This window comes from Flavobacterium sp. UW10123 (assembly GCF_040538975.1).
Taxonomy (GTDB): Bacteria; Bacteroidota; Bacteroidia; order Flavobacteriales; family Flavobacteriaceae; genus Flavobacterium.
Genome location: NZ_JBEWQE010000002.1, coordinates 301195 through 326503 on the forward strand (window position 1 = coordinate 301195; position 25309 = coordinate 326503).

Consider the following 25309-nt stretch of genomic DNA (forward strand, 5'->3'; position numbering starts at 1 on the left):
AAAAAACCTCACAGGTAAATTGTTGTGAGGTTTGTAACCAATATTTTAAAAGAATGTTTTTCTTTTTATAAGGATATATTTCGTTTAAAAGCGCAGCCCAATTCTACAATAGAATCGGTTTTGTCAATACCTGGAATTCCATCAATTTTTTCGTAAAGAATACGGCGCATATGCTCATGATTTTTCGCAATGATTTTTATATAAAGCGTAAAAGAACCCGTTACATAATAACATTCGGTAATCTCAGGAATTTCTTTAAGAGCTTCAATAATTCGTTCAGAATCAGAATCTTTGTTTAATGTGAGTCCAGTGAAAGAAGCCCAGTCATAACCAATTTTCTTTTCCTGAATAATGGGTTTAATCCCGCCAATTACACCTTGTTCAATCATTCTGTTAATGCGCTGATGCACCATTGTATTTGATATTTTAAGATTGGTGGCTATGGCAGAATAAGCCATTCTTCCATCTTTTTCTAATTCTTTAAGAATACTAATATCAAATTCGTCTAATAATTCCATTCAGTAAAAATCGTTTTAAAATTGAGTCTTTTGCGATTTATAAAAGTAATTCTTTTTTTTAATAAACTGTCATCTAATTAAACTTCTCGAAAAATAAATATGCCTTTTTTATGATCTTTGAATTTAAATTTTGACTTTTATTTTGTTATATTTAAGTCAAAATATTGCTTTTTGGATTGTTATTTGTTTAATTTTAATATTTTTGTAAAAATAAAAAGCATATTATGATAAGTACAGAAAAAACACTTTCATCAAAATCAGAAGTTTTGATTGAAAAAGAAAACAAATATGGAGCTCATAATTACCATCCGCTTCCTGTGGTTTTAGAACGAGGAGAAGGTGTATATGTATGGGATGTAGACGGAAAGAAATATTATGATTTTTTATCTGCTTATTCTGCGGTAAATCAAGGTCATTGCCATCCTAAAATTGTGAATGCTATGGTAGAGCAGGCGCAAAAACTGACTTTGACTTCGCGTGCTTTTTACAATGATAAATTAGGAAATTACGAAGAATATGTGACGAACTATTTTGGTTTCGATAAAGTTCTTCCAATGAATACAGGTGCTGAAGCAGTTGAAACAGCTTTAAAAATTTCTAGAAAATGGGCTTATGAAGTAAAAGGAATTCCAGAAAATCAAGCGCAGATTATTGTGTGTGAGAATAATTTTCATGGAAGAACTACAACTATCATTTCATTTTCGAATGATGAAACAGCACGCAAAAACTTCGGACCTTTTACGGATGGTTTTATCAAAATCGAATATGATAATTTGGAAGCGCTTGAAAATGTTTTGAACTCATCTAAAAATATCGCTGGATTCCTGGTTGAACCAATTCAAGGTGAAGCAGGTGTCTATGTTCCTTCTGAAGGTTATTTAGCGAAAGCGAAAGCACTTTGCGAAAAACACAATGTACTTTTTATTGCAGATGAGGTACAGACAGGAATCGCGCGTACGGGAAAATTATTAGCCGTTCATCACGAAAATGTACAGCCTGATGTTTTGATTTTAGGAAAAGCAATTTCTGGTGGCGTTTATCCAGTTTCGGCTGTTTTGTGTAATGACGAAATCATGAATGTGATTAAACCAGGACAACACGGATCTACTTTTGGTGGAAATCCTGTTGCAGCGGCCGTAGCGATTGCTGCTCTTGAAGTAATTAAAGACGAAAAATTGGCTGAAAATGCAGAACGTTTAGGCGTTATTTTAAGAGACGGATTAAATAAAATCGCTGAAAAAAACAACTTAATTACGTTGGTTCGTGGAAAAGGTTTATTGAATGCTATCGTAATCAACACAGATGAAGAATCAGATCTGGCGTGGGAAATCTGCTTAAAATTTAGAGATAACGGATTATTGGCAAAACCAACTCACGGAAATAAAATTAGATTGGCACCGCCTTTGGTAATGACCGAAGAGCAAATTAAGGAATGTCTTTCGATTATCGAGAAATCTTTGAGTGAATTTATGGTGTAATTACTCTATATATAAACATAATATATCTTATAAAAAACATACTCGTTCTTTGAGTATGTTTTTTTGTTTTTAGTACTATTATAAAAAACATTATTTTATTATTTTTCAGTCTTTTAGGGGCTGTTTTAGGTGTGCTGTATTTGTAATTTTGCATGGAAATTTATTAAAAATCAATTAGTTTAATTTGAATATTATGATTACAATAAGTCTATGTATGATTGTAAAAAATGAGCAACATTTATTAGGAAGATGTTTGCACTCAGTTAAAAACCTTGTTGATGAGATTATTATAATTGATACTGGTTCAACAGATAAAACAAAAGAGATTGCCTATTTGTTTACAGATAAAGTATATGATTTTGAATGGATTAATGATTTTTCGGTTGCTAGAAATTTTGCTTTTTCTAAAGCGACCAAAGATTATCAATTATGGCTAGATGCCGATGATATTTTTATTGAAAAAGATCAGAAATTATTTTTAGAGTTAAAAAAAACACTTTCATTAGATACAGATATGGTTTTAATGAAATATAATTATTCTGTAGATGAGAATGACAACCCGCTATTTTCATTTTATCGAGAAAGATTACTTAAAAGAGAAAATAATTATAAATGGAATGATCCAGTACATGAATATATTCAATATGGAGGAAATTTTCTAGTTTCAGAAATTGCTATAACACACAAAAGAATATCTGGTTCTTCAGATAGAAATTTGAAAATTTATAAGGAAATGGTTGAAAGAGGAGATTATTTATCACCAAGATCAATTTTCTATTACGCTAGAGAGTTAAGGGATCATAAAATGTATCCGGAGGCTGTAGATTATTTTAAAAAATTTTTAGAAACTAAAACCGAATCCAATAATGATTTTGTTTACGCTTGTGTAGAATTGGGAAAAATTCTAAAAATGCAAAATAAATTTGACGAAGCATTAAAGTCCTTATTTAATAGTTTTACGTTTGATAATCCTAGTGCAGAGGTTTGTTGTGAAATTGGAAGCGTTTTTCAGAAGAAAGATGATTTTGTTAAAGCAATTTACTGGTATGAATTAGCTTTAACTTTAAAATTTCCAGAAAATGATATTTGCATAACTACTTATGAATGCTGGAATTTTATTCCTCATATTGAATTGGCGGTATGTTACGATAAAATAGGAGATATTAATAATTCAATTTTTCATAATGCAGAGGCGGGAAAGTTTAAACCAAATGATAGTTCTGTTTTGCATAACCGTAATTATTATGCTTCTCTAAAAAATGATAAAGTTTACTTTGTTTAATTGATAACAATTCCAATTTCTAAGATTGATATGTTTTTTAAGCTGAATGTGTTTATCTATAATAAAAAAGCGATTGTTATAACAACAATCGCTTTTTGTCATAATTACTAAAAATATCAAAAAAAGTAATTATTTCTTAGCAGCAGCGCCCGGAATCAATTCTCCTTTTTGTTTGAATTTGCTGTATTCAACCACTCCTGTTTTATCTGCCCAGTCAAAATATTTTGCAGAAAGATCATTTACAATTCCCGGATTTTGTGCAGCAACGTTTGTAGTTTCGCCACGGTCTGCTTCAAGATCATAAAGTTCCCACTGGTAAGACGGATAAATTGAAACCAATTTCCATTTTCCTTCTCTAACGGCTCTATTTCCAGCTCTTTCCCAGAATAATGGAGCGCCGCGGTTTACTTCCGAAGCATTGTCAAATAAAACGGGCAGTAAACTTTTTCCAGGAAGAGGATTTGAATTTACGCCGTTTAAAGCTTTTGGATATTCAATTCCAGCCAATTCGTAGAAAGTAGGCGCAAGGTCAATAATATGTCCAGTTCCTTTATCGATTCTTCCTGCTTTAATTTTTGACGGATACCAAGCAATAAAGGGAGAACTAAATCCGCCTTCGTGCATATTATTTTTATAATCCTGTAAAGGTGTATTGGATAAATATGCCCAGTTTTGTTCCTGATAATCAAAAGAACCAGAAGTTCCTATTGGTCCTTCATTTCGAACTAAACCTCTTTTTAGTGGATTATACGTATTGAATCCGCCTTGAGCGCCATTATCTGCAATAAAAATAATTAAAGTGTTTTTATCTTTCTTTAAAGCTTTCAGTTTATCTAAAACCTTGCCCACGTTTTGATCCATGTTGTCTACCATTGCGGCATAAACTTCCATTTTGGCTTTCCAAAATTGTTTTTCGTCGTAAGTCAATTTGTCCCATTCTGGAACTTCTGGATCGCGAGGTGCGATAGTTTGGTTAGGAAGCAAAATGCCATTTTCTCTTAATTTTTGAATTCTTTTTTCTCTTAAAACATCCCAACCTTCATCAAATTTCCCTCTGTATTTGGCAATATCAACAGGTTTTGCCTGCAATGGCCAGTGAGGCGCTGTAAAAGCTAAGTACAAAAAGAAAGGTTTGTTTTCTTTGTTTTGTTCGTCTAAGAAAGTAACCGCATTATTCCCGATTTCATCTGTGAAGTAGTACGAATCGTCTTTAGGATGCAGTTCTTCATTATTACGGATCATTTTCACAGGGTAAGCCGTTTTTCCGAAAGGAAGCGGTTTTGTATCAAAATAATTTGCTGCACCTTTTAAAATTCCGTAAAACTTATCAAAACCTCTCTGATTTGGCCATTGCGCCTGATCTTCAGAACCTACATGCCATTTTCCTGACATTAAAGTGCTGTAACCTCCAGAACGGAAAACTTCGCCCAAAGTCAAAGATTCTTTGTTTAGATAACCTTGATAAGCTGGCAAACCAAGATTTACATCAAAATAACCGACTCCAGCTTTGTGCTGATATTGTCCCGTTAATAATGAAGCTCTTGTAGGCGCACAGATTGAGTTGTTGTAAAATTCGCGGAGGCGAGTTCCTTCTTTTGCCAAACGATCTAAGTTTGGCGTTTTAATTTCAGACCCATAATTTCCTAAATCAGAATACCCCATATCATCGACCATAATCAAAATTACATTGGGTTTAGATGATGCGGTTTGAGCTTCGGTTTCATAAGAACCAATTATTCCTGTCAATAAAACAGAAAATAAAATGTTTATTCTTTTATTCATCTTATTTATAATTTACTGTTAGTATATTTTTATCTCCAAGCTGGAACTTGTTTCAAATTCGGATTCAAATCCAATTCTCTCTGCGGAATAGGAAAGTGAACGTGTTTTGGCTGTGCGTTTGTTTTTCCTGCTGCTTTTAATTTTGCAACAAAATAATCAGGACCTCTTCTTGCCAAATCAAACCAACGCTGATATTCGTAAACCAATTCTTTTCTTCTTTCTTCAAAAATCGCTTCTCTAAATGCGTCTTGACTTAGTGCTGGAGAAGTTGTTGCCAATAATTCGACTCCAGCTCTAGTTCTCACTCGGTCAACCGCTGCATATGCTTCTGGAGTTGGACCTCCATTTTGTTCGTTTAAAGCTTCGGCATAAATCAACAATACTTCCGCAAATCGTATAATTGGCGTATTTTTAGAAGATTGTCCTGGCGAAGCAGGTGTTGCTGGATCAAAATATTTATTGAAATGCGGTGTCACTTTATACGTTTTTCCATCAGTCGGACTTACAAATTCGACTGCGAAAGTGATATACTTTCTTTTGTCAGTTTCAGCGAAAGCTTCAAAAAGTTTACCTTCCTTGTGTAATGCATCGGCTTGATCTCCTGCAATTCCGGGAACAGAAGTTGGAGCAGCTGTAGAAGCCAACATGTTTCCGTTCCAATTGGTTAAACCTTTAAATTGAGCTGAGAAAATATGTTCTTTTCCGTTTTTGGTTGCGACATTAAAAACGTCAGCATAATTTTCAAACAAATCATAAACTTTACTGTCAATGATTTCTTTACTTTTTTCTGCCGCTTTCTGCCATTTCTTTTCGGTTAAATATACTTTTGCTAAAATACTTTTTGCAGCGCCAGCCGTTACGCGACCTTTATTTTGCTGCACTACAGGAAGCGCTTCGGCATCAATCAGATCGTTTTCAATTTGAGTATAAACATCTGCTTCTGGCGTATTGCTTACATTGATGGCTTCTGGTGTTAAAACTGTTGTTTCGTGTAAAACCAACGGAACATCTCCAAACCATCTTACTAAATTAAAGTATAAAAGCGCTCGCAGAAATTTCGCTTCATTAATTAAATCTTTGTCTTTCTGCGAATTAAGGTTTGGATTCTTCGTGATATTATCAATAGCCACATTCGCTCTGTTAATTCCGTCATAGCTTTGCCTCCATAACTCAATCATACGGTCGTTTGAAGCATCGTGCGTTAAATTGGATAAAGCTCTAACATGGGCATTTCTCGCTCTCGGGCCCGCTTCGTAATCGTCAGTTGCCATTTCGGTAGAAATCTGAATTAAACGATTATACAACGTATGTGTAGAACTGTTTATAGCATTATGAATCGCAATAACTGCTGCATCTGCATCTTCGGTGGTTTTATAGAAATTGGTAGACGAGATAAAAGCTTTTGGATCTTCGTCTAAAGTATTGCAGGCACTTACTAAAAAGAGTACTGCTAAACTGAATATTATATTTTTTTTCATGATAAGTCTTTTAGAATGTTACGATTAAACCTCCAGATATTGTTTTAGAAGCAGGATAAATTCCAGTATCTGTTCCAGGAGAAATTGTCGTTCCGTTTGTTACTTCAGGATCGTAGCCAGTGTATTTTGTCCACGTTAATAAGTTTTCTCCGATAACGCGGAATTTTACCGAGGTCAAACTTAATTTCTCTGATACCTTTTTAGGAAGATTATAACTTAAAGCGATGTTTTTTAATCTCACAAAAGAACCGTCTTCTACAAAACGATTAGAGAAAACTGGTGCAGGATCTAATTTTGCTCTAGGCGTTGTATTACTCGGATTTGTTGGTGTCCACGCATCTAAAGCTGACGTTGATGCATTTTGCTGTCCGTTGTACAATTCTAAAGCCTGTAGGTTTCCGTTAAGGATTTTATTTCCAACTGAACCATTCACTAAAATGGCTAATTCAAAACCTCTATAAGTGAAATTATTTGAGAATCCGAAAACAAAATCGGGCTGTGCGTCACCAATGCTAGTTCTATCTGCTGCGGTTGTAAATGCTCCGTCTCCATTAATGTCTTTATACAAACGATCTCCTGCTTTTGGCGTTGCATTTCCAGTGTAAACTCCTTTTGTAGCCACTTCATCTGTTTGCAAAATTCCATCAGTCACAGCACCGTAGAAAGTTCCCAATGATTGTCCGACTTTTAAAATATAGTTTCCAAAAGTGTAAAATTCAGCACCATTTCCTAAAGCAATAATTTTGTTTTGATTGAAGGCAATATTGAAATTTGAAGTCCAAGAAAAAGCAGTATTTCCAAGAGAAGCATTCAAACCAAATTCAATTCCTTGATTTCTTACAGATCCAAAATTTTGTAAAGAAGAAGTAAATCCTGTTGTATACGGAAGCTGAACATCTAGTAATAAATCTTTTGTTGTTTTGCGATACACATCAACCGTTAAATTCAATTTATCATTAAAGAAACCAACATCAACACCAGCATCAAACTGGTTGGTTAATTCCCATCCTAAATTGTCGTTTGCAATTCGCGTAGGCGTAAAACCAGTATAAATCTGATCTCCAAAAAGATATTTTACACTCGTCAAAGTTGATAAAGACTGGTATTCTCCAATTTCCTGATTTCCTGTAGCACCCCAGCTTGTTCTGATTTTTAAACTATTGATAACGTCTTTTACAGGATTAAAAAACGATTCGTTACTAATCTGCCAAGCTGCGGCAACAGAAGGGAAATAACCCCATTTATTGTCTTTTCCAAAGCGAGAAGAACCATCGGCTCTAATACTTCCGGTTAAGAAATATTTCGAATCGTAATTGTAATTTACTCTTGATAAGAACGAATTTAACGCCCAGGTACTTTCGCCAGAAGTTGGCATTAAAGCCACGTTTCCGCTTTGTAAACTGTAATAACCTGTAATATCGTTTACATATTGCTGCGATCCAGAAGTGTTAAATTCTCTGGTTGAACTTTGCTGTGTATATCCCGCCAACGCATTCAGATGGTGTTTTTCTCCAAATACCGTTGTATAAGTTAGGGTGTTTTCGTTTAACCAGCTTCTAGAATCGGCAGATCCAATTTTTCCTTCTCCGTTGGTGATAGAACCTTCATAAATGCTAGATGGCAAAAAGCTTTTTTCTTTATTGAAAATCATATCGGTTCCAAAAGAAACTTTCAAAACCAGATTTTTCAAAACATCATATTCGCCGTAAATAGTACCTAAAATACGATCGGTAATAGATTGATTTTTGCGTTCATTTAAAGTAGCAATCGGATTGGCAAAAATATTCTCAAATGGATTTCTTAAAGTATAGCTTCCGTCTGGTTCGTAAATCGTTGCTGTTGGAGGCATGCTCAATAAAGCTGTAACCAAACCGCTTGGAGCTACTTTAGATTTGGTTTCGGCAATCGTTAAATTCAAACCAAATCTAGCTTTGCTGCTTATTTTTGAATTTAAATTAACGCGTCCACTGAAACGCTCAAAACCTGTATTTTTTATGATTCCTTCCTGATTGTAATAATTTCCAGAAACCGCATATTTGGTCTGATTGTTTCCGCCAGAAATACTCAATTGATGGTTTTGTGTCAATCCTTTTTGGAAAGCTGCGTCTTGCCAATCGGTTCCTTTTCCTAATTGAGCAATCTGTGCATCGCTTAAATATTGGTTTGTTCCGCCTGACGGATTAGAATCGTATAAAGCGGCATTTCTCAATCTAGAAAAACCTTGTGCGTCTAAAACATCTACTTTTTTACGAACAGACTGCTGACCGATTGTAAAATCATAACTTACAGTTGTAGCATTATTTGAACCTTTTTTGGTGGTAATAATAACAACTCCGTTTGCACCTCTAGAACCATAAATGGCTGTTGAAGAAGCATCTTTTAAAACTGTAATAGATTCTATATCTGACGGATTTATGGTAGAAAGTGGATTGGTCGGTGTTCCGCTTAAAACACCAGAAGTGACTTCTGAATTGTATAACGGAAAGCCGTCGATTACATATAACGGCTCGTTTCCGCCCTGAATCGAACTTCCTCCGCGAATACGAATACTCATTCCAGCACCTGGCTGACCTGAAGTCTGTGTTACGTTAACACCCGCAACAGAACCTTGAAGCGAACTTTCCAATGTTTTCTGAGTCGCTTTTAAAGACATTTGAGCTACGGTTTCTGCAGCTCCGGTATAATCTTTTTTTGAAGTGCTTCCGTATCCAATGATTACAATTTCATTCAATTCTTTTACATCTTCTTTTAACGAAATCTGAATAAAATCTTTGGTTGCAATATGTTCTGCGGTAACGTAGCCTAAATAGCTTACGATTAATGTGTAGGGAAATTTTTGTCCCGTTTGAAAATAGAATTTTCCGTCTAAATCGGTTACAGAACTGTGGGTTGTTCCTTTAATCTGAATAGTTACGCCAGGAATGGGCTGATTGGTAACTTGATCTACAACGGTACCATTTAAGGTCGAATTAATTAAGGGCTGTGTATTTTGTGCTTTAATTTCGATTGAAACTAAAAATACAAAAAGCCACAAAAAGGCGTGTAATTGTTTGTTCATTACTTTTTTGGATTTAAATAATAAAGCGTTACGGAAAAATTGATTTTCAATTTCCGAAGGCTTTCTTTAGTGATAAATGTTCTTTGAGTCTTGCCATTTCTGTTGCCGCAGAAATGGTTTTTACTATAAAAGGATAGGGCAGTGCATTATTTTCATTTTGTAATCTTGTTTAGTTATTATTTTTTTTAGTTAATATGGTTTTGACATAGTTAATCGTTCAATACTTTAGGTATTAATCGTTCATTGTCAATGTGAAATTTAGTTTGTGATTTTATTTTCGATAAGAAACGAAAACGGGGATTGGATTTTTAACAGCACAAGCACATATAACTAAAAGTGTTATAAGTGAATTTTTCAGGAAGAATGTAATGCGATATGTAAGCTGTTGTTTTCAAAATGTAGTTCTTTATTGTTTAAACTCTACTAACCCTATAGACAAAGTTAATTTTATTATAATGAAAACCAAAAGATTATTTAATTTTTTTTGAGGAAAAGTATATTTAAAGAATGTGAAATATATTTTTAGTGTTTTTAAATTGTTGAAATTCAAATGTTTATTATTGTTTGGTAAAACGGAGAGAGAAATAAATTTAATCTGATTTATACAGTTTTTACTTGGTTTTTTAATATTCCGTAGGAATATCTCGTCGGTAGAAAAAAATATTGTTTGGTACCGTGTGTCCTGTAGGGACACCTGATTTTATAGAAATAAATGCATTTGTCAATAAGGTCCAAATGTTCCTAAAAGTATGAAACCGGACAGGTTTTTAAAACCTGTCCGGTTTCATACTAGAATACTAATAATATTTTTTAAGGTTTAAAAAGCAAAAAAGCGATAATCAATGTAATAATGATATTAAAGAATTGCGCAGCGAGAAAAGCGATTAAAGGTTTTTTGCTATTGTTTTGAAGCAGATCTTTAAAATTGGTTTCTAAACCAATACTTGTAAAAGCTAATGCAAACCAAAGTCCTTGGAGATTTTTCAAACTTTCTTTTATTGCATCGCGGGTTTCTGGTGCAACAAAAAAAGAAAAAACAACAGAAGCTGCAATAAATCCAATGACAAACTTTGGAAAACGTTCCCAGATTACACCGAGAGTTGGTTTCGATTTTTGAACTTCAGAAGACTGATTGTGAGTATAAGTCCAATAAATAGAAATGGCAAAAGCGGCTAAACCCAATAATACATTTTGAGAAAATTTGACAATCGTGCTTATTTTTAAAGCCGTTTCGCCAACCAAAGTTCCAGATGCGACAACAGCTCCAGAAGTGTCAATACTTCCGCCGAGCCAAGCACCCGTAACTTCTTCGGGAAAATTAAAATGACTGGCAATGATTGGCATAAAAATCATCATCGGAATTGCGGTAACCAAAACCATCGAAATAACATAAGACAGTTTTTTAGAATCTCCTTTTATAGCGCCCGAAGTTGCAATCGCTGCCGAAACGCCACAGATAGAAACCGCGCTTGAGATCATCATGGTTAATTCGTCGTCGACTTTTAGTTTTTTACATAACCAGAAGGCAAAATACCAAACGGATAAAACTACGATCAAAGCCTGAATTAAACCTAATGAACCCGCTTTTAAAATATCAGAAAAAATAACACTGGTTCCCAATAAAACCAGTCCGATTTTGACAAAAAGTTCGGTTGACAAAGCAGAACGAAACCATTCTGGAAGCTTGAAAAAATTACCAATAATCAATCCGATGGCTAAACTGAAAATTACAGCTTCTAGATTGAGTGCTTTTACTTCGGAATTTCCAGCGAGTATTAATGCAATTACAGTGAGGATGTAAACTATTGGAAACCCAAAAATGAAATTTTTAATTGATTTTCCAACTAAGAAAGTGCCGATTATTCCGATTGAAATAAAATAAAGGAATTGAAGACCAATGTTTTGAATATTTTTAATTTCGAAAACATTGTTTATTAAGTCTGTTCCATTTGTCCATTTAAAAACAGGAACTTCTGGCAGAAAAATAAAAAGAGAAAGTCCGATAATTAAAAAACCGAGAATAACGACGGTCCAATCTTCGTGAATAGTAAATTTTGTTGAGGTTGACATTATATATTTTGCTTTCCTGCAAGGTTTCCAAAACCTTGTAGGTATTAAGTAATTATTTGAGTAGTTAAAACAAACCTACAAGGTTTTAGAAACCTTGCAGGAGTTGAGTATAAGTATTTAGATATTACAAATCGACAAAGTATTTTTGTTTGCCAAAGTCAAATTCGTAATAAGTTAAATTTGGCCAAAGCGGTTTAATTAAACCCTTTTCCCAATTTTGTAAAGCACTTTCTAATTCTTTTACTTTCTGCGGATTTTGCGGTGCCAGATCTTTGTTTTCCGATTTATCAGAAGCAAGATTGTACAGCCATTTTTCATGTGTTTTTCCGCTGATAACTAGTTTCCATTCACCACTTCTAATGGCTTTTGCATCGCCTGAACGCCAATATAAATCTTTGTGTGCTACTTTATTTTCATTTACTGTTTTCACTAAATCAACTCCATCATAAACTCTGTCTTTTGGTAAATCAGAACTAATTGCCGATGCAATGGTTGTAAAAATATCCAAAGTGCTTACAGGATTTTTATAAATCGTATGCGGCTTGATTTTTCCTTTCCACGAAAGTGCAAAAGGAATATTGATTCCGCCTTCAAAATGAGAAAACTTACCGCCTTTTAAAGGTGCATTTGTTGTTGCAAAAGTATAATCGGCACCACCATTATCGCTGGCAAAAATGATTAAAGTATTTTCTTCAAGACCCTCTTTTTTGACTTTTTCGCGAATTCTTCCAATAGCATCGTCTAGAGCGCTGATCATAGCAAAATATACACGTTTGTTTTCATCTTTTACATTTGGAAAACGATCGTAATATTTTTTGCGGACTTGAAAAGGTGTATGTGGCGCATTAAACGGAATATAAAGCAAGAAAGGTTTGTTTTTATTTTTATCGATAAAAGCTTCTGCTTCTTCAGCAAACTTTTCAGTTAAATATGCTTTTTCATCAATGATTGTGCTGTCTCTGCGAATCTGTCCAATTCCGACACGGCCGTTGCCCCAAATGGTTTTATCGGTAAAATCTTTGTGATGATGATTAATGATATCTGGATTATCATCTTCTGGAGCATAAAGCGAGAAAGCTTGATAAAATCCGTAATGATAATCGAAACCACGGTCTAAAGGGAAAAATCCTTTGTTGTGGCCCAAATGCCATTTTCCGATAATTCCTGTGCTGTAACCTTGCCTTTTTGCCAAATCTGCAAAAGTGATTTCCGATTTTGGCAGTCCTTGCGTTTTAATAGAAGCTTCGTTAGGATAATTGATTTTATCATTCAATCTCCAGCCGTCTGTATTGATTAGATATTTAAAACCGTAATATTCTAAATTATTTTTCGGATAACGATCTCCAGGCTGATATTCATGTCCAAAACGTTCCTGATATCTTCCCGTAATCAAGCCCGCGCGCGAAGGCGAACAGATTGCAGCAGATGCATAGCCATCTGTAAAAGTAACTCCAGAAGCTGCCAAAGAATCGATCTGTGGAGTAGGAGTTGATTTTCCGCCATAGAGCGAAATATCATATTTGCCCAAATCATCGGCAAGCAGAATAATGATATTGGTCTTTTTTCCAATAACAGAATCTTTGGGTTTTGAGGCTAAAAATTCTTTTTTTCCTTCTGCCAATTTCTGATCTTCTTTGACTAAAGTGCCATCAGTATTAATCGGCCAGAATAAAAATGCAACCAGAATGAGAAGCACTATTAAAATGGAGATAACAATTTTGGTTATTTTTTTATAGGTTGCCATAGTTTGGTTTGGTTAGTTTTTGAATGGAATTGAAGTGTCTATAGGTACTTTGTCAAAGTTTGAAACTTTGACGAAGTTTTACGCGCATTTTTTGTCATCCTGACGAACGAAGGATCGCACAAGAGCCTCTACAAAGATTGTCGATTTTGATTGCGGGGCTTCGACTTCGCTCAGTCTGACAAACTATGCGGTTGAAAAGCATTACTTCGAAGCCAATGCAACATCAACTTCGTTCTTCAAGTCATTTATTCCTTCTTTCTTAAAAACAATTTTTCCGTTTTGATATAAAATCAAAGTCGGGAAAATTTTTACGGTTTTTAAATCGGCAATAACTTGCGGACTGTCTTCCAATTCAATTTCTACGATTTTTAAATTCGAACCGTATTCAGATCTTATGTTTTCTAAAACTGGTTTTACTTTTTTACAAGGTGCGCAATATTTAGAACCGATATCAACTAAAACCGTTTTATTGTCAGCAATGATTTTATTGAATTCGGTTAGAGACAATTTGCTCTTTAGATTAGAATAAAAAGGTTTTCCGTTTCCAATCCAATTGGCAATTCCTCCTTCCAAACTATAGGCTTCTGAAAAGCCATTTTTTAATAATTCTTTTTCTAAAGTCACACTTCGGCCAGCTCCGATAGAATAAATAAAAACAGGTTTAGATTTATCTAGTTTAGCAACAGATTGCGCATAGTTTTCAGATTGAAGATTAAAGTTTACAGCACCTTCAATATGATTCAAGGCAAATTCTTCAGGAGTTCTAGCATCAACAATCTGTGGATTTTTTTGACTTTTTATTTTCGAATAAAATAAATCGAGCGATAATGAGCTGTGAATTTCATTTTGCGAAAAAGCAGCAACTGCCCATAAAAAGGCAATTGCTGTTATACTGGTTTTTAAGATTTTATTTTTCATGTCAAGAAGGATTATACTTGTTCTAATACTGGAGCAGGAGTTTCTTCAACAGTAGCCGTTTTAGGTTTTAATGGAAATGATAATACTCCCTCGGCAAGAGAACTACCTTCTTTTTTAGATTTAAAAATCGGCCAAAGAAACTGAGCGTACCATTCTTCTTGTTTGTATGATTTTGTTCCGAATGATTTAGGATATTTACGTGTTATTAGCCCAGTTCCGAAAATGATATCCCAGATAAAAAACATATTTCCAAAATTTCCTTTAAAGTGACCAACTCCATCTCCGCTTGTATCTGCATGATGCGCTTGATGTGTTGCAGGAGTAGAAATTAGTCTTTCTAAAACCCATGCAATTGGATGCAACACTTTGTATTTGTAAAAAGGTTTATCCCATGGAATGCTTGAATGTGCTCCCAAAGTGATGAAACTTTTAATTACTAAAACAAATAAAGCAGGAAGTCCTAAACCTAAATAGGTTAAAGTGGCTGTCAAATAAATCTGAGAAAAGAAAACTGTATAAATAAAGTTTTGTCTAGAAGCCATTGCCATTCCCATATATGGAGCTGAATGATGTGTTCTGTGAAAACGCCATAAAAACGGAACTTGATGATGTAATCTATGATACCAATATTGCGTTAAATCGTCTGCAATGGCGATTAAGAAAAAGCCTCCCCAAAACGGAACCCATGATAATGAGTTAGCCAAATTTGGCAACAAATATGGCAAAGCTGTTAAACTGAAAAAAGCAATTACAGGAGGTAAAAGCAATTTTGGTGCTAAGAAACAAACGATATCTATTTTTCGCTCTTCACCTGTCCATTCGTCATCATATAAACCTGCGGCGAATTCTATAATTCCTAAAACGATCATAAATACCGTTAATCCCCAAGTCCTGATATTAGCAAAAACGGGTTGTGCAAATTCTAAAAATGAAGGCAGTGTAATATGCGATTCACTTATAGCTCCGCCAGTTAGTTTAAAATACAGATAAATTGCCACTACAGGCAATGAATAAATGAAGAAACTTATTGTTAAGTCTCTCGTTAATTTTTCTTTTTGAACTATTGCCATGATTTCTTATTTTAAAAATTGATTTACTACTGCTAATCCGCCAGCTAAAATGGCAAGCGGAACTAAAAACAAGATTATCCCCACGACAATCTTTTTTCCTATGATTTCATAATCTACTCGTTTCATAATTTTTTTTATAATCAAACCCGCAAGAATTTGAAAACCTTGCAGGTTCTATAGTTATTTATTAGTTATTGGTTCCGCCTGGTTTAGTTGCCTGTTTGATTAAATCAGAAACTGTTTTTCCTTTATCGGCGCCCGTATTATGGATTCTTCTGTTGTACACATCTTGCCAGTCAATCAACGGATATAGATTGTTTTCTTTTGCCTGTTCGTCAAATAATTTTTGAAGCTCCGCCAGTTTTTCAGGATATTTTTTTGCCAGATTATTACGTTCGTTAAAATCTTCGTTAAGATTGTATAATTCCCAAACATCAGTATCGAAATTGCTTGGAGCTGGTTTTTCATTGCTTCCTAAAGATTTTTTTACTGCGAAAGAGTCTGGTAAATGCGCCGCAGAAGCTTTCCATCCGTCTTTGTAAATGGCTCTGTTTCCAAAGATGTAGTAATACTGAACTTTGTGCAATGATTCTGCTTTCGGATTATCTAAAGAAGCTTGGAACGAAGAACCTTGAATGATATCTTGCTTAATTCCTTTGATATATTCTGGTGCTTTAATTCCTGCAATAGCCAAAGTAGTTGGAAGCAAATCTGTTACGTGGCTGTATTGATTTCTGATGCCACCTTTGTCTTTAATTCCCTTTGGATAAAAAACAATCAGCGGATTACGAGTTCCTCCTTCTGAATGTGCATCTTGTTTCCAGTTTTTGAAAGGAGCATTAGTCGCTTGTGCCCATCCTAAAGGATAATTGGTATTTAAACCTTTTGCCGTTCCGATTTCTCCGATATTGTTCAAATTGCTTTGGAAGTTTTCTTCGTCAGTTTTTCCTTGAGCAAATAAACTTTGGTTGATTGTTCCTTGTAAAGTTCCTTCTTTACTAGCTCCGTTATCACCGATGGCAACAAAGATTAAAGTATTATCCAATTGTCCGCTTTGTTTTAAATAATCTACAACTCTTCCAATTTCGTAATCAGTATATGTCAGGAATCCTGCATAAACTTCCATGAATCTGGCGTATACTTTCTTTTGGTCTGGAGTTAATTTTTTCCATTCTGTGATTAAAGCGTTACGATCTGGCAGTCCTGCATTCTGAGGAAATATTCCTAATTTCTTTTGGTTTGCTAATACTTTTTCGCGGTAAACATCCCAGCCTTCGTCAAATTTACCTTTATACGGTTCAACCCATTTTTCAGCAACTTGATGAGGTGCATGAACTGCTCCAGGTGCATAATACAAGAAAAATGGTTTTCCAGGCGCCGCTTTCTGTTGTTTCTGAATGTAGCTGATCGCTTTGTCAGTAATCAATTCGTTTAAGTGGCGTCCGTCGGGTTTTATGTGAACTTGATCTTCCACCAAATCAGGATTGTACTGATCGGTCTGAGAGCCTAAGAATCCGTAAAAATGATCGAAACCTTTTCCAGTCGGCCATCTGTCAAACGGACCTGCATCTGATGCTTCTTCGTCTGGTGTAACGCCATATTTTCCAACAGCAAAAGTGTTGTACCCATTGTCACGTAAAATTTCAGCGATAGTTCCTTTATCAGAAGGAATTCTTCCGTCCCAACCTGGGAAACCAGCTGATAAAATAGTATGAGAAAATCCGCTTACGTGAACTCTTCCTGAATTTCTTCCAGTCAATAAAGCGGCACGGGTAGGAGCGCAAATCGCTGTTGTATGGAAGTTGGTATAACGCAAACCGTTATTTGCCAGATTGTCAAAAGTTGGCGTATTGATTAAACCTCCAAAAGTGCTTGAAGCTCCAAATCCAACATCATCCAAAAGAATCCAAACAATATTTGGAGCGCCTTTTGGTGTCGTTACAGGATCTGGCCAGTATTCTTTAGAATCAGCCAAGGTTTTTCCGATTGTACCCTTAAATTCTTGTTTGTCCTGTGCAAATCCTAATTGTGCAATTAGGATAGCAGTAATCAAAAGCCCTTTCTTAGAGCCTTTGATTGAAATGCTATTTTTTAAATTTTTCATTTTTATAGTTTTTTAGTTATATGGTTTTTTAATTAATACCCAGGATTCTGAGGTAATCCATCAGGGTTGATATTTCTTTCGCTTTGCGGAATAGGATAAAGATTGTTTCGTTCTGAAACCGAGTTTTTAGCCGTTACTTTTTTCACTTCAGTAACCAATGTTCCCCATCTTACTAAGTCGAACCATCTTTGCCCTTCCTGCACAAATTCTTTTTTGCGTTCTTCCTGAATTGCCGCTCTAAAAGTGGTCTGATTTAATCCAATTAAATCAACAGTGGCATCTGGAGTTGTAATGGCTTTTCCAAAAGCTCTTCGTCGAACTTGATTAATTAGTTCATAAGCTTCTGCAGTTGGTCCGCCTTGTTCATTTATCGCTTCCGCTAAAGACAAAAGAATGTCTGCATAACGAATAACTGGAAAGTTGATCGCTACGTTTCCAGGAGTAGCCAAATTGGATAAATCCAAGTATTTTTTGAAGATTGGTTTTGGAAAAGTGTATAGCGTTCCCGTTGACGGATTAAACAATTGTTTGGCATAACTTACATCTCTTCTTTTGTCTCCAGAGGCATAAATGTCATAAAACAAAGCAACGTCTGAAATAATATCTGCTGGTTCTGTAGCTGTAAATCCAGTAAATGATGTGGCTTGAAAAGTACTTCCGCTAGAACCGTTTCCTGCCTGATTTTGCTCAAACTGAACTGAGAAAATATGTTCTTTTCCGTTCTTTTTTGTTTTAGTAAAAATATCCTGAAACTCTTCAAACAAAGCATATCCGTAACCGCCATCAATTACTTCTCTTGATTTTGCAATAGCATTTGGCCAGTCTTTTCTAGTCAGATACACTTTTGCTAAAATGGCTTTTGCAGCTCCAGAAGTAGCACGCCCAGCATCTGCTGCTGTGTACGTTTTTGGTAGCGCTTCAGCATCTGTTAAATCTTTAACGATTTGAGTATAAACTTCATCAACTGTAGAACGATTTGTTTTTAAATCTCCCAAATTGATGGAAGTTGCTTCGTGCAAAACAATTGGAACTCCGCCCCAAAGACGAACTGCTTGAAAATAAAGCAATGCTCGGATGAATTTAGCTTCATTAATCAATCTAGTTTTGATCGCTTCAGAACCTGAAACTTTCGGAATATTATCAATAGAAACATTAGCCCTGTTGATTCCGTTGTAAATTTGTCTCCATGCTACTTGAACACGGTCATTAGTAGCATCGTGAGTTAAACTGCTCATCGCTCTAACTTGCGGATTTGTAGCAGAAACTCCTGCAGCGGCGTAATCAGAACCCATATCGGTTAAGAAATAAAGATTTCGGCCAAATAAACTCTGTTCACCTGGATCAAGACTTAAAGAAGCGTACACAGCGGTTACACTTGCAACAGCATCATCTTGAGAGATAAAATAATTGTCTTCGGTTACAAACGAGGTTGGCGTTACCTCAAGATCAGCGCACGATACCAATAGACCGGCACTTAAAAGGAATGTTATGATTATCTTTTTCATTATATATTTTTTTACTTAGAAAGTTACGTTCAAGCCCGAGATGAATGTTTTGGAGTTTGGATAAGAGCCAAAGTCAATTCCCGGATATAAGTTGTTTTGTTCGTATGAACTTACCTCTGGATCATAGCCAGTGTATTTGGTCCATGTAATTAAGTTTTCTGCAGAGACGTAGATTTTTACGCTTTTTGTTCCCAGTTTTTTAGAAACGCTTTTAGGTAAAGTGTATCCTAATGTGATTAATTTTAATCGTAAGAAAGAAGCATCTTCTACATAACGTTCAGAAACAATTCCTAACGGAGAACTAGAAGCTCTCGGAATTTCATTACTCGGATTGGTTGGTGTCCAGCGATCATTTAAAGTTGCCGCTGCATTGGTTCCAAGTGTAGAAATTTCTAACTGCTGATTTAAAGCATTGAAGATCTTTCCTCCATATGCACCTTGAAAAGAGAAATTCAAATCAAAATCATTGTATGAAACCGTGTTGCTGAAACTTCCAACAAATTTGGGCTGAGATGTGCCTAAGTTTCCTTTGTCAAGAGCTGTAATTACACCATCTCCATTGGTATCAACATATTTTCTGTCACCCACTTTTGTGTTTGCCAAACTGTTGATTTTTGGTTGAGTATTAATTTCTTCCTGAGTCTGAAAAATTCCGTTGGTTCTGTATCCCCAGAAAGTACCAAGAGGCAAACCAACTTTTACGATAACAGGCTGCTGTTGCAGCAATGAACCGTTTGGAACTACTGGAAAAAACTGGTTTACACCATTTCCAATCTCAGTAACTTTATTTCTGTTTAAAGAGAATACGATGTTTGAGTTCCAGGCGAAGTTTTTTGTTTTTATGTTTTCAGTTGTTAAACCAACCTCAAAACCTTTATTCTCAACTCCTCCAATATTCTGAAGGACTGTTGCATAACCTGAACTCAATGGTACTGGAACGTTGATTAACAGATCTTTTGTTTTCTTATAATAAACATCAAAAACAAAATTGATTTTTCGGTCTAATAATGATAAATCTAATCCAATGTTGTACTGATTTGTTTTTTCCCATTTCAAATCTGGATTTGCCAATCGAGTAGGAGCTAAACCTGTATATAATGTTCCTCCAAAAGAATAGTTTACAGATCCCATTGAAGCCAAAGGCAGGTAGTTTCCAATTTCTTGGTTTCCTGTTGTTCCAGCTGTAATTCTCAGTTTTGCTTCGGTTACGCCTTTAATGTTATTAGCAAATTCTTCGTCAGTAATATTCCATGAAAATCCAGCAGAAGGAAAGTAGCCCCAAAGCGATTCTGAACCAAATCTTGAAGAACCGTCTGCTCGTCCAGAAAGTGTAAAGTTGTATTTCCCTTTATAAGAATAATTGACCCTTGCCAGCCAAGATTTCAAAACACTTTCATAAGCTTCGCTGTATGGTTTTACCGCCACACCATCTTGAAGTGCATTGTAAGTATTGGCATCATTTACAAAAGTCTGAGCTCCTGCATTTACCACTTCGCCTTTTGTGTATTGAAGTGTGTAACCTCCCAAAGCAGAGAATTTATGATCTTGGCCAAAATTAGTATTATACGTAAGTGTGTTTTCATTTAAAACAGAGCTTACCAATCTTTCTCCAATAGAAGCCAATCCTTTTGTTCCAGCTCCTGTTGTTGTATTCGATGGCGCGTAATAGTTTTGTTTTGTATTTAAAACATCGCCGCTTACTGCAACTTTAGCCGTTAATTCTTTATTGAATTTATATTCGCCAAATAAACTGGTTAGGATTCTGTTTAATTTGGTTTCGTTCGTTGTGTTTTCCAAATCATTAATCGGATTCGGAACATAACCATTTACAGAAGTTGCATAAGGATTATTCGTTACATTATAACTCCCATCTGCATTTTTGATAGGAACAACAGGAGCTGTCAAAACCACACTAACAAGCGGGTTTGGATTTCTTCCGGCCGCCGCGCCTCCATTTGTACCAACACCATTTGCAATTGAATTGGTATAATTGGCATTTACTCCGAATTTAAATTTCTGAGAATAATTTCTCTCATAGTTTGCTCGAAGAGAAATACGTTTAAAATCAGATCCTAAAACAATACCATCTTGATCAAAATATCCTGCAGAAACGGCGTATCTTGATTTTTCATCTCCGCCAGAAAAAGATAAATTATGGTTTTGTACAGGTGCCGCAGTAATAAATGCTGCCGATTGCCAATCGTAATTTCCAGAAGTTTTTAAAGCCTCGATTTGTGCTGCTGAGAAAGAGGGCGCCTGACCAATACTTGCCTGAACGTCGTTTCTTAAACTTGCCCATTCGCTGGCATTCATCAGTTTTAGTTTTTTTGAAATATTCTGAAATCCGAAATAACCTTGGTATGAAATATTGTCCTGTCCTTTTGTTCCTTTTTTCGTGGTAATAATAACAACTCCATTAGCACCACGCGAACCGTAAATTGCCGTTGCAGAAGCGTCTTTAAGAACCTCAATCGATTCAATATCGGCTGGATTTATTGTTGACAAAACATTTACGCTTGCGCCTGCATAAGTTACGCCTGCGCCACTATTGCTATTGTCGTTGTAAATCAAAATTCCATCAACAACATATAGAGGTTCGTTACCTGCTGTAATAGAGTTTCCTCCACGAATACGAACACTTGAAGAAGCGCCTGGACGGCCAGAACTTTGTGTAACTACAACTCCGGCTACAGCACCTCTTAATAAATTGTCTGCAGAAGAAGTTACCTGAGATAAATTGGCTTTTGGAACCGAAGCCACAGACCCTGTAATGTCTTTTCTTTTTTGAGTTCCGTATCCAACAACTACTAATTCATCAAGTTCTTGGCGTTCTTCTTTTAGGTTAATGATTACTGGATTTTTCTCAACAACTATTTCTAATTTTTTATATCCAATGTAGCTTACAATTAAAGTATAAGGAAATTTCTGTCCCGTCTGAAAATAAAATTTTCCTTCTGCATCTGTCACAACGCCATGAGTTGTTCCTTTAATAGTTACAGAAGCACCTATAATGGGCTGATTTGTAATAGCATCAACAACTGTTCCGTCCAGTTTTGATTGTATAAGCGGGGTGGTATTCTGGGCTTGTATTCCTGCTGTTATGAAGAGTAGAAACAGCAGTATGTGTATGTTTAACTTTTTTTTCATTTCTTTGTATTGGTTTTAAGTAATTAACAAGACGCCCTGAGCACTGTTTATACAGCACTCTAAAAGTGTTCTTGATTTAGTGATAAATGTTCTTTAAGCCTTGCCATTTCTGTTGCCGCAGAAATGGCTTTTTTTATTTACAGCAGCAGGTTTGCATTGTTTTCATTTTAGTCTTTTTTAGTTGTTAGTCATTTAATTTGTTGAACAAATAGGTATGGTTTCAAGAATCTGACCAACACAATTGAATGCATCGGAGAGATTTTTGGTTAAAATTCAGTAAATATTTTTGGTGGTGTTTTTTGATTTGCTTCGATATGAAATCTAAAGGCAAACAAAATAAAAGTAGATTATTAACAACAGAAACACATATAACAAATAGTGTTATAAGTGTATTTTTTAGGAAGAATGTAACGCGATATGCTTTCTGTTGTTTTCACAATAATAGTTTTTATGGTTTGAAATATTATTTTAAACTCTACTAATCCTATAGACAAAGTTAAATTTTATATAATAAAAACCAAAAGTTTGTTGAATTTTTTTTGAAAAATATGCATTTGCAGGATATTGTAGAGGGGTTTATTTTTGTTATGGCCTTATTTTAATGGTGTTTACCAAATTTTTAATTTTCAAACAAATGTTAAAAGGAATTTAGAAATTAAGTGAAATTGTAGTATTTTACACTTTATTTTCAATTAAAAAATAGCACTAAATAGGTTTATGAATGATAAAAAGAGGCAAAAAAAGGCGCAAAAAGCTATTTTCGCATTTATTTTGTAAAATCTAAACATGAATTTAAAGTTGATTTTGAATAAATTAGAGTAATTTTATACGAAGCAAAAAGAAAATTCAAATTTTTTAATCAACCTAATGATAAATACTTATATTTGTAATAAGTATTTTTACTTAGTTTTATAATCCGAAGAAATGATAGAAGTAAAAGAAGCTTTAGAAATTGTTGCAGCAAACAGTTCTGTTTTGACCACTCAGAAAATATCAGTGGATAAGGCGTTGGGATATATTTTAGCAGAAACAATTTATTCGCCAATTTCAATGCCTCCTTTTCGCCAGTCAGCTATGGATGGTTATGCTTTTATTCATTCAAGAAGACATCAGTTTGATGTGGTTGGTATTTCTCAAGCTGGAGATCATGCCGATATAAAACTAAAAGAGACTGAAGCTGTTCGTATTTTTACTGGCGCATATGTTCCTAATGGCGCAGATACAGTTGTTATGCAGGAACATGTAATGGTAAACGGAGATTCTATTCTGATTGCAAAAATGCCCGAACCGTTTGCCAATGTAAGAAGCAAGGGCGAGCAAATTAATGCAGAAGATGTTGTTTTTGATGCCAATACATTAATCACTCCAGCAGCAATTGGTTTCTTAGCCTGTTTAGGAATTACAGAAATAACAGTATATAAAAAACCGAAAGTGGCTATTTTAGTCACAGGAAACGAATTGATAGAGCCAGGAAAAAAGCTGAAAAAAGGGAAAATTTACGAGAGTAATTCCATAATGCTTCAGGCCGCATTGCAAACGATAGGAATTAAAAATGCAAAGGTTTTTAAAGTGAAAGACAGTTTGAAAGAAACTAAAAACGCTTTAAAAGACTTATTGAAAAAAAATGATATAATATTGATTTCTGGCGGAATATCGGTTGGGGATTATGATTTTGTAAAAGAAGCGCTTCTGGAAAACGGAGTACAAGAACTCTTTTATAAAATAAATCAAAAACCGGGAAAGCCAATGTTTTTTGGTTCTAAAAAGAATACTTTAGTTTTTGCGTTGCCAGGAAATCCTGCATCATCGTTGACAAACTTTTATATTTATGTTTATCCGGCAGTAAAAAATAAAATGGGATTTTCTAACACACATTTGCCGAAGATTGTTCGAAAATTAGATAGCGAGATCATAAATAACACAGGAAAAACACTTTTTTTAAAGGCATTATATGATGAAACAAATGTGACCATTTTAGATGGGCAAGCGTCGTCCATGCTAAATTCTTTTGCTATTGCCAATGGTTTAGTTATCGTAGAACATGATTGCGAAAAAATGAAAAAAGGAGAATCAGTTATCATTCTTCCGATTGATTAGCTTTTTTTAGATTCGAGAAAGAAGAGAATAGAAAATAGAAGATAGAATAAAGAGAATAGTTTCAGATAAAAAATGAAAAGCGCTGTATAAATAAAAACACATAGCTATAAACTTGAAACCTTAACTTGAAATAAATAAACAAAACAAAAAAACATGAGCCTCTTAACTTCCGAAAATATGCTATTATTTAGTTTCGCATTAATTATAATAGCGTTTTTATATTCAAGCGTTGGACATGGCGGAGCATCGGGATATTTGGCATTGATGAGCATTTTTGCTTTTCCGGTTTCGGTAATGAAACCATCGGCTTTGCTGTTGAATTTGTTTGTTTCGAGTATTTCGTTTTTATTTTATTATAAAAATAATTATTTCAAACCAAAGCTCTTTTTTCCGTTTGCCATTGCATCGATTCCCGCAGCGTTTATTGGCGGTTTTATCACTTTAGACAATGCGATTTATAAAATAGTTCTCGGAATTGTATTGGTTTTTGCAGCTTTGAGATTGTTTGGAGTATTTAATTTTAAAGAAAAAGAAGAAGTAAAAATAAATCTTCCGTTTGCTTTGGTAATTGGTTTTACGATCGGATTATTATCTGGAATGCTAGGAATTGGCGGCGGAATTATTTTGAGTCCAATTTTATTGTTCTTAGGATGGGCATCTGTAAAAGAATCAGCGGCAATTTCGAGTCTTTTCATTTTTGTGAATTCGTTTGCTGGAATGCTTGGATTCTTTTTAGGAGGAAATACAATCCCGATGGAAAGTTTTTACTTAGTTCCAATTGCTGTTGTAGGAGGAATGTTAGGCGGATTTTACGGAAGCGGAAAATTCTCAAACAGAACTTTAAAAATGGTTCTAGGAACAGTAATTTTAATGGCAAGCGTGAAATTGATTTTTCCATGATAATGAAATGAAAATATGGTTTTGCCACAGATTTAACAGATTAAAAGGATTTTTTTTCTGCCACGAATTACACGAATTACACAAATTTTTATTCGCAAAAATCAAAAAAATAATTCGTGGAAATTTGTGCAATTTGTGGCAAAAAAACACAACACAAA

At 34.8% G+C, this 25309-nt stretch carries 15 protein-coding genes; 4 read left to right on the forward strand and 11 right to left on the reverse strand.

The window, feature by feature from the left end:
- Window positions 1–65: 65 nt before the first annotated feature.
- On the reverse strand, window positions 66–518 hold the full coding sequence (locus tag ABXT06_RS03655) for an Lrp/AsnC family transcriptional regulator (protein ID WP_008468693.1): 453 nt from the start codon (window positions 516–518) through the stop codon (window positions 66–68).
- A gap of 224 nt (window positions 519–742) precedes the next feature.
- On the opposite strand from ABXT06_RS03655, the gene rocD reads away from it, so the two are divergent.
- On the forward strand, window positions 743–1996 hold the full coding sequence (gene rocD / locus ABXT06_RS03660; protein WP_354589526.1) for an ornithine--oxo-acid transaminase: 1254 nt from the start codon (window positions 743–745) through the stop codon (window positions 1994–1996).
- Window positions 1997–2189: 193 nt separating this feature from the next.
- On the forward strand, window positions 2190–3278 hold the full coding sequence (locus tag ABXT06_RS03665) for a glycosyltransferase (protein ID WP_354589527.1): 1089 nt from the start codon (window positions 2190–2192) through the stop codon (window positions 3276–3278).
- Window positions 3279–3407: 129 nt separating this feature from the next.
- Here the strand turns inward: ABXT06_RS03665 and ABXT06_RS03670 are convergent, their stop codons facing one another.
- The 10 genes from ABXT06_RS03670 to ABXT06_RS03715 form a co-directional block, all read right to left on the reverse strand.
- The gene (locus tag ABXT06_RS03670) at window positions 3408–5060 is read right to left on the reverse strand and encodes an arylsulfatase (protein ID WP_354589528.1); all 1653 of its coding nucleotides are present in this window, start codon (window positions 5058–5060) and stop codon (window positions 3408–3410) included.
- Between the two features lie 29 nt (window positions 5061–5089).
- Window positions 5090–6538 (reverse strand): RagB/SusD family nutrient uptake outer membrane protein, encoded by a 1449-nt coding sequence (locus ABXT06_RS03675; protein WP_354589529.1) that lies wholly within the window; start codon window positions 6536–6538, stop codon window positions 5090–5092.
- 10 nt (window positions 6539–6548) lie between these two features.
- Window positions 6549–9596 (reverse strand): SusC/RagA family TonB-linked outer membrane protein, encoded by a 3048-nt coding sequence (locus tag ABXT06_RS03680; protein ID WP_354589530.1) that lies wholly within the window; start codon window positions 9594–9596, stop codon window positions 6549–6551.
- A gap of 810 nt (window positions 9597–10406) precedes the next feature.
- Entirely contained in the window at window positions 10407–11666 is a 1260-nt protein-coding gene (locus ABXT06_RS03685; protein WP_354589531.1) for a YeiH family protein, read from the reverse strand.
- 124 nt (window positions 11667–11790) lie between these two features.
- The gene (locus ABXT06_RS03690) at window positions 11791–13410 is read right to left on the reverse strand and encodes a sulfatase-like hydrolase/transferase (RefSeq protein ID WP_354589532.1); all 1620 of its coding nucleotides are present in this window, start codon (window positions 13408–13410) and stop codon (window positions 11791–11793) included.
- A gap of 201 nt (window positions 13411–13611) precedes the next feature.
- Window positions 13612–14328, reverse strand: a complete 717-nt coding sequence (locus ABXT06_RS03695; protein ID WP_354589533.1) for a thioredoxin domain-containing protein — start codon at window positions 14326–14328, stop codon at window positions 13612–13614.
- 11 nt (window positions 14329–14339) lie between these two features.
- Window positions 14340–15398, reverse strand: coding sequence for a sterol desaturase family protein (locus tag ABXT06_RS03700; RefSeq protein WP_354589534.1), 1059 nt, complete (start codon window positions 15396–15398; stop codon window positions 14340–14342).
- 187 nt (window positions 15399–15585) lie between these two features.
- The gene (locus tag ABXT06_RS03705) at window positions 15586–17502 is read right to left on the reverse strand and encodes an arylsulfatase (RefSeq protein ID WP_354589535.1); all 1917 of its coding nucleotides are present in this window, start codon (window positions 17500–17502) and stop codon (window positions 15586–15588) included.
- Between the two features lie 32 nt (window positions 17503–17534).
- Entirely contained in the window at window positions 17535–19007 is a 1473-nt protein-coding gene (locus ABXT06_RS03710) for a RagB/SusD family nutrient uptake outer membrane protein (RefSeq protein ID WP_354589536.1), read from the reverse strand.
- A gap of 15 nt (window positions 19008–19022) precedes the next feature.
- Window positions 19023–22154 carry a SusC/RagA family TonB-linked outer membrane protein gene (locus tag ABXT06_RS03715; RefSeq protein WP_354589537.1) on the reverse strand — a complete coding sequence of 1044 codons (3132 nt, stop codon included), beginning with the start codon at window positions 22152–22154 and terminating at the stop codon, window positions 19023–19025.
- A 924-nt stretch (window positions 22155–23078) separates the two neighbouring features.
- Between ABXT06_RS03715 and ABXT06_RS03720 the strand changes: the two genes are divergently transcribed.
- Both ABXT06_RS03720 and ABXT06_RS03725 read left to right on the forward strand, forming a co-directional pair.
- Window positions 23079–24251 carry a molybdopterin molybdotransferase MoeA gene (locus tag ABXT06_RS03720; protein ID WP_354589538.1) on the forward strand — a complete coding sequence of 391 codons (1173 nt, stop codon included), beginning with the start codon at window positions 23079–23081 and terminating at the stop codon, window positions 24249–24251.
- A gap of 153 nt (window positions 24252–24404) precedes the next feature.
- On the forward strand, window positions 24405–25151 hold the full coding sequence (locus ABXT06_RS03725) for a sulfite exporter TauE/SafE family protein (protein ID WP_354589539.1): 747 nt from the start codon (window positions 24405–24407) through the stop codon (window positions 25149–25151).
- Window positions 25152–25309: the final 158 nt, after the last annotated feature.

Coding starts and splice junctions, on each gene's coding strand:
- ABXT06_RS03655 (WP_008468693.1), bottom strand. CDS start 518: ATGGAATTATTAGACGAATTTGATATTAGTATTCTTAAAGAATTAGAA.
- rocD (WP_354589526.1), top strand. CDS start 743: ATGATAAGTACAGAAAAAACACTTTCATCAAAATCAGAAGTTTTGATT.
- ABXT06_RS03665 (WP_354589527.1), top strand. CDS start 2,190: ATGATTACAATAAGTCTATGTATGATTGTAAAAAATGAGCAACATTTA.
- ABXT06_RS03670 (WP_354589528.1), bottom strand. CDS start 5,060: ATGAATAAAAGAATAAACATTTTATTTTCTGTTTTATTGACAGGAATA.
- ABXT06_RS03675 (WP_354589529.1), bottom strand. CDS start 6,538: ATGAAAAAAAATATAATATTCAGTTTAGCAGTACTCTTTTTAGTAAGT.
- ABXT06_RS03680 (WP_354589530.1), bottom strand. CDS start 9,596: ATGAACAAACAATTACACGCCTTTTTGTGGCTTTTTGTATTTTTAGTT.
- ABXT06_RS03685 (WP_354589531.1), bottom strand. CDS start 11,666: ATGTCAACCTCAACAAAATTTACTATTCACGAAGATTGGACCGTCGTT.
- ABXT06_RS03690 (WP_354589532.1), bottom strand. CDS start 13,410: ATGGCAACCTATAAAAAAATAACCAAAATTGTTATCTCCATTTTAATA.
- ABXT06_RS03695 (WP_354589533.1), bottom strand. CDS start 14,328: ATGAAAAATAAAATCTTAAAAACCAGTATAACAGCAATTGCCTTTTTA.
- ABXT06_RS03700 (WP_354589534.1), bottom strand. CDS start 15,398: ATGGCAATAGTTCAAAAAGAAAAATTAACGAGAGACTTAACAATAAGT.
- ABXT06_RS03705 (WP_354589535.1), bottom strand. CDS start 17,502: ATGAAAAATTTAAAAAATAGCATTTCAATCAAAGGCTCTAAGAAAGGG.
- ABXT06_RS03710 (WP_354589536.1), bottom strand. CDS start 19,007: ATGAAAAAGATAATCATAACATTCCTTTTAAGTGCCGGTCTATTGGTA.
- ABXT06_RS03715 (WP_354589537.1), bottom strand. CDS start 22,154: ATGAAAAAAAAGTTAAACATACACATACTGCTGTTTCTACTCTTCATA.
- ABXT06_RS03720 (WP_354589538.1), top strand. CDS start 23,079: ATGATAGAAGTAAAAGAAGCTTTAGAAATTGTTGCAGCAAACAGTTCT.
- ABXT06_RS03725 (WP_354589539.1), top strand. CDS start 24,405: ATGAGCCTCTTAACTTCCGAAAATATGCTATTATTTAGTTTCGCATTA.